We start from the raw sequence: 6,580 nt of genomic DNA, 5'->3' as shown, positions 1-6,580 counted from the left end.
CCGCCGCGCCGGCGTCATGCGCCGCGGCGGATCGCCAACCAGCCGCACGCCCATGCGCATCCGCTCCGGTCCGAGATTTTCGCCCATCCGCAAGCACATGCGAAGCACCATGCCGCGGGCGGAGAGCGTGTAATTGGCGACCCAGTCGACCAGGCTGCGCAATTCCTGCTTGAGCGGCGGCACGTCGAGCTTTTCGCCGACATCCTTGAGGCGGTTGTGCAGGCGCGGATCGGGAGCGGCGTTTTCCGCCCACACCACCGCGACCACCTCGCGGGGGCCGAGCGGCACGCAGACGACATCGCCAGGCTTCAGTTCCATGCCGCGAGGCACCCGGTAGGAATAGGCCTGGTTGAGCGCGACCGGCACCAGCACATCGACGACCCGGGTGGACGATGCGGTTGAGGCGTGGCTGCGCGTGGTGTGATCCATGGAAAAAGCCGATTCGGGGCCGAAACAACGCGCCAGTCTAAGGTCGCGCCGGGGTCGGGGCCAGTGTCCAGCCGGCGTTGCTCGCGCAAGTTAGCAAACGGTAAACGAAACAGGTGCGATATAGTCGAGAGAATCACGGCGCCATGGCTCCATGACGAAACCGGCAGTGTCCATTCAACCGATCGAACTCGACTGCGCCGATGAAAGCATCGCGCTGCAGATGACGCGCTGGCTGTCGCATCTGCGCGCCGAGCGGCGGCTGTCGCCGAAAACGCTGGAGGCCTATACCCGCGACCTGCGCCAGTGCCTGGCCTTCCTGGCCGAACACTGGGGCGCGCGGGTGACGCTTTCGGGCTTTGCCGCGCTCGAGACCAGCGATATCAGGGCCTTCATGGCGATGCGGCGCGCCAACGAGATCGCCGGACGTTCATTGATGCGGGCGCTGGCTGGCTTGCGCTCGTTCGGTCGCTTCCTCGAACGGGAAGGCAAGGGCCGGGTCGGCGCGCTCTCCGCCATTCGCGCGCCCAAGGTCGGCAAGAGCCTGCCGAAACCGATTCATGTGGCGGCCGCCAAGCGTTTTGCCGACGCCGACGAGCGCGCCGGCGAGACCCGCGACAGCTGGATATTGGCGCGCGACGCCGCCGTGATGGCGCTGTTGTACGGCTCGGGCCTGCGCATCTCCGAGGCGCTTGGCTTGAAACGCCGCGACGTGCCGCTGCCCGGCGAAGGCGACGTGCTGGTGGTCACCGGCAAGGGCAACAAGACCCGCATGGTGCCGGTGCTGCAGAACGTGCTGGCGCTGATCGCCGATTACACCGCGATCTGTCCGCATCCGCTGCCCCCGGCAGGGCCGATCTTTGTCGGCGCGCGCGGCGGTCCGCTCAAGGCCCGCATCATTCAGCTCACCATGGCGCGGCTGCGCGGCGCGCTCGGACTGCCTGACAGCGCGACGCCCCATGCGCTGCGGCATTCCTTCGCCACCCATCTGTTGAGCCGCGGCGGCGATTTGCGCGCGATCCAGGAATTGCTCGGCCACGCCTCGCTCTCGACCACCCAGATCTACACCGGCATCGACAGCGAACGGCTGCTGCAAGTCTACCGCAGCGCCCATCCGCGCGGCTGACCACGGCCGCTATCGACGCCGACACAGTTCCGTCACATCCAGCGCTTCCAGCGCTTGCCCCTTGCGCGGAGGGCGCCGTTCGGTCAATCGTGGGCAGGGTCTCATCCGGGGAAACGAATCATGAGCGCACATGAAAGCATGGAGCGCGCCGAGCACGCCGAACACGCCTCCGGCGTCAACAAGAAGATCGCATTGCTGATCGCCGTGATTGCGCTCTGTCTGGCGCTGTCGGAAACGCTCGGCAAGGGCGCGCAAACCGAATCGATCAGCAAGAATGTCGAGGCGTCGAACCTGTGGGCGTTCTTCCAGGCCAAGAGCATCCGCCGCACCACGGTCCAGACCGCGGCGGAACAGGCCAAACTCAGTCTCGGCGCCGCCGGCGACGACGCTGCCAAAGCCGCGCTGCAGAAGCAGATCGATGACTGGCAGAAGACCGCGGCGCGCTACCGTTCGGAGCCGGAGACCGGCGAGGGTGCCGAGCAGCTATCGGCGCGCGCCAGGCACGCCGAGGAGGAACGCGACCTCGCGACCGCGAAGTATCATCATTTCGAACTTGCCTCCGCCGCCTTCCAGATCGGCATCGTGCTGGCCTCGGCGACCATCATCACCGGCATGATCGTGCTGGCCTGGGTATCGGGCCTGCTGACGCTGGCAGGCATCGCCATGACGGCACTCGGCGTCTTCTCGCCGCACCTGCTGCATCTGCATTGAATTCCTGTCGTATTTCGTCGAGCCCGCGGCGAGCTCGACCTCACCTCTCCCAAAGGGAGTGGTGAGTATCAGCGCGCCTCGTGAACGCGCTTGCGGAATCGCTGGATCAGCCGCAGCATCCGCGACGACCAGCCGTCGCCGTCGCCGCGCAAAATTTCCAGGATTCGCCGCTTGACCGGATCGACCAGGGCGGCCGCCCTGGCGCGCAGCGCCAGGACGAATTCATAGAGCGTTTCGAACCAGCGCATCTCCAACAGCTTCGGCCGCGTCACGTCGAAGACGAACGCGGTTACGCCGACGCCGAGCAGTTTCGCGAAGATAATGGTCGCGACGGCGCTCAGCCAGTATTCGTGGGTGAGCAAGTAAAGCCCGATCAGCTTGAGCGGAAACAGCGGAATCACCGGCACGATGAACACGATCAACGTCATCGCCGGCGACAGCGTATCGACGCGTTCGGCGAGCCACTGCTTGAACGCGTGCAGCGGAATCAGCGCCACGACGCGCGCCACGATCGGCTCGAGGTGATCCCACAGCCAGGCTTCGATCAGGAAGATGACCGCGAGCAGAACCCAGATTGGCTGAAGAAGGCGGCGCAGCATGGAAATATCTCTACCCGGCCTGTGCCGGATGTCGATCACATATGGATGGCCCGCTTGCCGACTGCAAGCGCGGCTTCCTTGACCGCCTCCGACCGGGTCGGATGGGCGTGGCAGGTGCGCGCCAGATCCTCTGCGGAACCGCCAAACTCCATCAGAACGGCGGCCTCATGGATCATTTCGCCGGCTTCGCGGCCGATGATGTGCACACCAAGCACCCGATCGGTTTTCGCATCCGCGAGAACCTTCACGAATCCGTCAGTGGTCTGGTTGACCTTGGAACGGCCGTTGGCGGTGAAGGGGAATTTGCCCGAGGCGTAGGCCACGCCCGCCTGCTTCAGCTCTTCCTCGGTCTTGCCGACCGACGACACTTCCGGCGTGGTATACACAACGCTTGGTATAATGTCGTAATTCACGTGGCCGGCCTTTCCCGCGAGCATCTCCGCAACCGCCACGCCTTCATCCTCGGCCTTGTGCGCGAGCATCGGACCCGCGACGACGTCGCCGATCGCGTAGATGCCCTTCACGCTGGTTGCGAAATGCGAATCGATCTGCACCCGGCCGCGATTGTCGAGTGCGACGCCAGCATCCTTCAGGCCGAGGCCTTCGGTGTAAGGCACGCGGCCAATGCAGACCAGCACCACGTCGGCCTCCAGCGATTCGGCCGCGCCGCCCGCGGCCGGCTCGACCCTGGCGATCAGCGTCTTGCCCGAAGCGTCGACGCCGGTGACCTTGGCGCCGAGCTTGAACGCAAAGCCCTGTTTTTCGAGGATGCGCTGGAACTGTCTGGCGACTTCGCCGTCCGTGCCGGGCAAAATGCGATCGAGGAATTCCACCACGGTGACCTGCGACCCAAGCCGGTGCCACACCGAGCCGAGTTCGAGCCCGATCACGCCGGCGCCGACAATCAATAATTTCCCGGGCACCTTGTCGAGCGACAACGCGCCGGTCGACGACACGATGCGCTTCTCGTCGATCGCGATGCCCTTTAGCCGCGCGATATCGGAGCCGGTGGCGATCACGATGTTCCTGGCCTCGACCGTCTGCGTCCTGCCGTCGCCGCCCGACACCGCCACCTTGCCCGCGCCGAGAATCTTGCCGGTGCCGCTGATGACGTCGATCTTGTTCTTCTTCATCAGGAACTCGACGCCCTTGACGTTGCCGTCGATGCCCTGCTGCTTGAAATTCATCATCGCGGGCAGATCGAGTTTTGGCGCGGGAACGCCAATGCCCATTTTCGCAAAGGAGTGCGCGGCTTCCTCGAACATCTCGGAGGCATGCAGCAGCGCCTTTGACGGCATGCAACCGACGTTCAGGCAGGTGCCGCCGAGCGTGGCGCTCTTCTCGACCACGGCGACCTTGATGCCGAGTTGCGCCGCGCGCACCGCGCAGACATAGCCGCCGGGACCGGTGCCGATGACGACGAGATCGTAGGTGGCCATGATTGAGGTCCTGCAGTTGAATTCTGTGACAGGTATTTACCGTCCGCCCGACACGTCGAGAATCGCGCTGGTGACGTAGGACGCCTCGTCCGACATCAGCCAGACGATGGCGTTGGCGATTTCTTCCGCGGTGCCGACGCGCTGCATCGGCACCATGTGCGCCAGCCGGTGGGCGCGATCGGGCTCGCCGCCCGAGGCGTGGATGTCGGTATCGATCAGTCCCGGCCTGATGGCTGCCACGCGAATGCCTTCGCCGGCGACCTCGTGGCCCAGCCCGACGGTGAAGGAATCGACCGCGCCCTTCGAAGCCGCGTAATCGACATAGGTGTTGGGCGCGCCGAGTCTGGCCGCGACCGAGGACAGGTTGACAATGACGCCACCCTTGCCGCCGTTGCGGGTCGACAACCGCTTCACCGCCTCGCGCGCGCACAAGATGCTGCCGGTGACATTGACCGCCATCATGCGCTGAATGCGCTCGGCCGACATGTCCTCGACCCGCGCCGAGGGGCCGACGATGCCGGCATTGTTGACCAGCGCGCCCAGCGTTCCGAAATCGTCGGCTGCCTCGAACAGCGCCAGAATGTCCTTCTCGCTGCCGACGTCGCATTTCACCGCGATCGCCTTGCCGTTTTTGCGCTCGATGGCGGAAACCACCTCGTTGGCCGCCGCGTGATTGCTGGCGTAACCGACCACGACCCGAAAGCCGCGCGCCGCCGCGGCGATCGCGGTGGCACGGCCGATGCCGCGGCTGCCGCCGGTGATGACAACGACTCGATCCGTCATCGGCCCATCTTCCCGACAGCGAACAACCTCATCTATACCACCATCAGCTTATGGATTTCAGCCTGACGTTCGCAGTCCCGACGTAACCCGTCAGCGCTCAGGTCGACCTCATAGCCGTCGTCATCGACCCAGCCGACCGAATGACCAAAGTCGTCAACCTTGACCCGTGCGAAGCGCGCCGGATCTTGCAGAGAACTGAACACGCCGCCCTTCGACAACAAGGGCCGCAAGTCGACGACGCCTTCATATCCGTCCAGAAACACGAGTTTCAGGACACCGGGAATAATCGGTTCGGCGGTCTTGATGCGTGGTAAGTCCGTCATTCGATCGGTCCGATCTTTTCATGCGCCAGCGCCGCCACGAACGTCTGCCGCAAACGATCCTGCCTGGAAACGGCCCAAGCGAGTACGGAACGCGTTTGCGCCGGAGGCAACCGGCCAGCCACAATCTTAAGGCTATCAATATCTATGACAGCCTGAAACTCGGCAATCTTTGCATGAAAATGTGCCGGGGGATGTTCATTGGCGTAGAACATGATCTTTACCCCATCAACGATCGCGACGACCGGCACACTACAAATCCAGCACCAGCCGCGCCGGGTCTTCCAGGCTTTCCTTGACGCGCACCAGGAACGTCACCGCCTCCTTGCCGTCGATGACGCGGTGATCGTAGGACAGCGCCAGGTACATCATCGGGCGGATTTCGACCTTGCCGCCGATCGCGATCGGGCGCTCCTGGATCTTGTGCATGCCCAGGATGCCGGACTGCGGCGCGTTCAGGATCGGGGTCGACATCAGCGAGCCGTAGATGCCGCCATTGGTGATGGTGAAGGTGCCGCCCTGCATCTCGTCGATTTTGAGCTGGCCGTCGCGGGCGCGGCGGCCGTAGTCGGCGATGCTCTTCTCGATCTCGGCGATCGACTTGTGGTCACAGTCGCGCACCACGGGCACCACGAGGCCCTTGTCGGTGCCGACCGCAACCCCGATGTGATAGTAGTTCTTGTAGATCAGATCGGTGCCGTCGATCTCGGCGTTGGCGGCCGGGATCTCCTTGAGCGCCTGCACGCAGGCCTTGGTGAAGAAGCCCATGAAGCCGAGCTTGCTGGTGTGCTTCTTCTCGAACGCGTCCTTGTACTGGGCGCGCATCGCCATGATGTGGCTCATGTCGACCTCGTTGAAGGTCGTGAGCATCGCGGCCGTATTCTGCACGTCTTTCAGCCGCCGCGCGATGGTCTGGCGCAGCCGGGTCATCTTCACGCGCTCCTCGCGGGCGGCGTCGTCGGCCGGCGACGGCGCACGGACCTGAACCGCGGCGGCGGGCTGATCGATCGGGGTCGGCGCCGAAGCCGCCTTCTCGATCGCCGCCAGCATGTCGCCCTTGGTCACGCGGCCGTCCTTGCCGGAGCCGGGAACGGTGGAGGCATCGATCCCGCTTTCGCTCGAGAGCTTGCGCACCGATGGCGCCAGCGGCGCATCGGCCGGCAGCGCCTTTGGCGC

At 64.7% G+C, this 6,580-nt stretch carries 8 protein-coding genes and 1 pseudogene; 2 read left to right on the top strand and 7 right to left on the bottom strand.

Features of this window, described 5'->3' with window-relative positions; translation table 11 throughout:
• Window positions 1–429: pseudogene (locus WCE35_RS24400) on the bottom strand (primosomal protein N'); the annotation flags it as partial.
• A 151-nt stretch (window positions 430–580) separates the two neighbouring features.
• On the opposite strand from WCE35_RS24400, the gene WCE35_RS24395 reads away from it, so the two are divergent.
• Window positions 581–1,552, top strand: a complete 972-nt coding sequence (locus tag WCE35_RS24395; RefSeq protein WP_424595871.1) for a tyrosine recombinase XerC — start codon at window positions 581–583, stop codon at window positions 1,550–1,552.
• 120 nt (window positions 1,553–1,672) lie between these two features.
• Complete coding sequence (locus tag WCE35_RS24390) at window positions 1,673–2,263, top strand: DUF4337 domain-containing protein (protein WP_424595870.1); 591 nt, start codon at window positions 1,673–1,675, stop codon at window positions 2,261–2,263.
• A 68-nt stretch (window positions 2,264–2,331) separates the two neighbouring features.
• Here the strand turns inward: WCE35_RS24390 and WCE35_RS24385 are convergent, their stop codons facing one another.
• From WCE35_RS24385 to odhB, 6 genes are all read right to left on the bottom strand, one after another.
• Complete coding sequence (locus tag WCE35_RS24385) at window positions 2,332–2,862, bottom strand: hypothetical protein (RefSeq protein WP_424595869.1); 531 nt, start codon at window positions 2,860–2,862, stop codon at window positions 2,332–2,334.
• 35 nt (window positions 2,863–2,897) lie between these two features.
• On the bottom strand, window positions 2,898–4,301 hold the full coding sequence (gene lpdA / locus WCE35_RS24380) for a dihydrolipoyl dehydrogenase (protein ID WP_424595868.1): 1,404 nt from the start codon (window positions 4,299–4,301) through the stop codon (window positions 2,898–2,900).
• Window positions 4,302–4,337: 36 nt separating this feature from the next.
• The gene (locus tag WCE35_RS24375) at window positions 4,338–5,084 is read right to left on the bottom strand and encodes an SDR family oxidoreductase (RefSeq protein WP_424595867.1); all 747 of its coding nucleotides are present in this window, start codon (window positions 5,082–5,084) and stop codon (window positions 4,338–4,340) included.
• 32 nt (window positions 5,085–5,116) lie between these two features.
• Window positions 5,117–5,407 (bottom strand): DUF2442 domain-containing protein, encoded by a 291-nt coding sequence (locus tag WCE35_RS24370; protein ID WP_424595866.1) that lies wholly within the window; start codon window positions 5,405–5,407, stop codon window positions 5,117–5,119.
• The gene (locus WCE35_RS24365) at window positions 5,404–5,655 is read right to left on the bottom strand and encodes a DUF4160 domain-containing protein (RefSeq protein ID WP_424595865.1); all 252 of its coding nucleotides are present in this window, start codon (window positions 5,653–5,655) and stop codon (window positions 5,404–5,406) included. The genes WCE35_RS24370 and WCE35_RS24365 overlap by 4 nt, the downstream gene beginning before the upstream one ends.
• Window position 5,656: 1 nt before the next feature.
• Window positions 5,657–6,580: 2-oxoglutarate dehydrogenase complex dihydrolipoyllysine-residue succinyltransferase (odhB, locus tag WCE35_RS24360; RefSeq protein WP_424595864.1), on the bottom strand; the 924-nt coding region annotated here is incomplete at its 5' end.

This window comes from Bradyrhizobium sp., from assembly GCF_049691595.1.
Classification (GTDB): domain Bacteria; phylum Pseudomonadota; class Alphaproteobacteria; order Rhizobiales; family Xanthobacteraceae; genus Bradyrhizobium.
Note: the sequence above shows the minus strand (reverse complement) of the source record. Positions and strands in the feature narration are given on the sequence as shown.

Coding starts and splice junctions, on each gene's coding strand:
- WCE35_RS24370 (WP_424595866.1), bottom strand. CDS start 5,407: ATGACGGACTTACCACGCATCAAGACCGCCGAACCGATTATTCCCGGT.
- WCE35_RS24385 (WP_424595869.1), bottom strand. CDS start 2,862: ATGCTGCGCCGCCTTCTTCAGCCAATCTGGGTTCTGCTCGCGGTCATC.
- WCE35_RS24375 (WP_424595867.1), bottom strand. CDS start 5,084: ATGACGGATCGAGTCGTTGTCATCACCGGCGGCAGCCGCGGCATCGGC.
- WCE35_RS24390 (WP_424595870.1), top strand. CDS start 1,673: ATGAGCGCACATGAAAGCATGGAGCGCGCCGAGCACGCCGAACACGCC.
- lpdA (WP_424595868.1), bottom strand. CDS start 4,301: ATGGCCACCTACGATCTCGTCGTCATCGGCACCGGTCCCGGCGGCTAT.
- WCE35_RS24395 (WP_424595871.1), top strand. CDS start 581: ATGACGAAACCGGCAGTGTCCATTCAACCGATCGAACTCGACTGCGCC.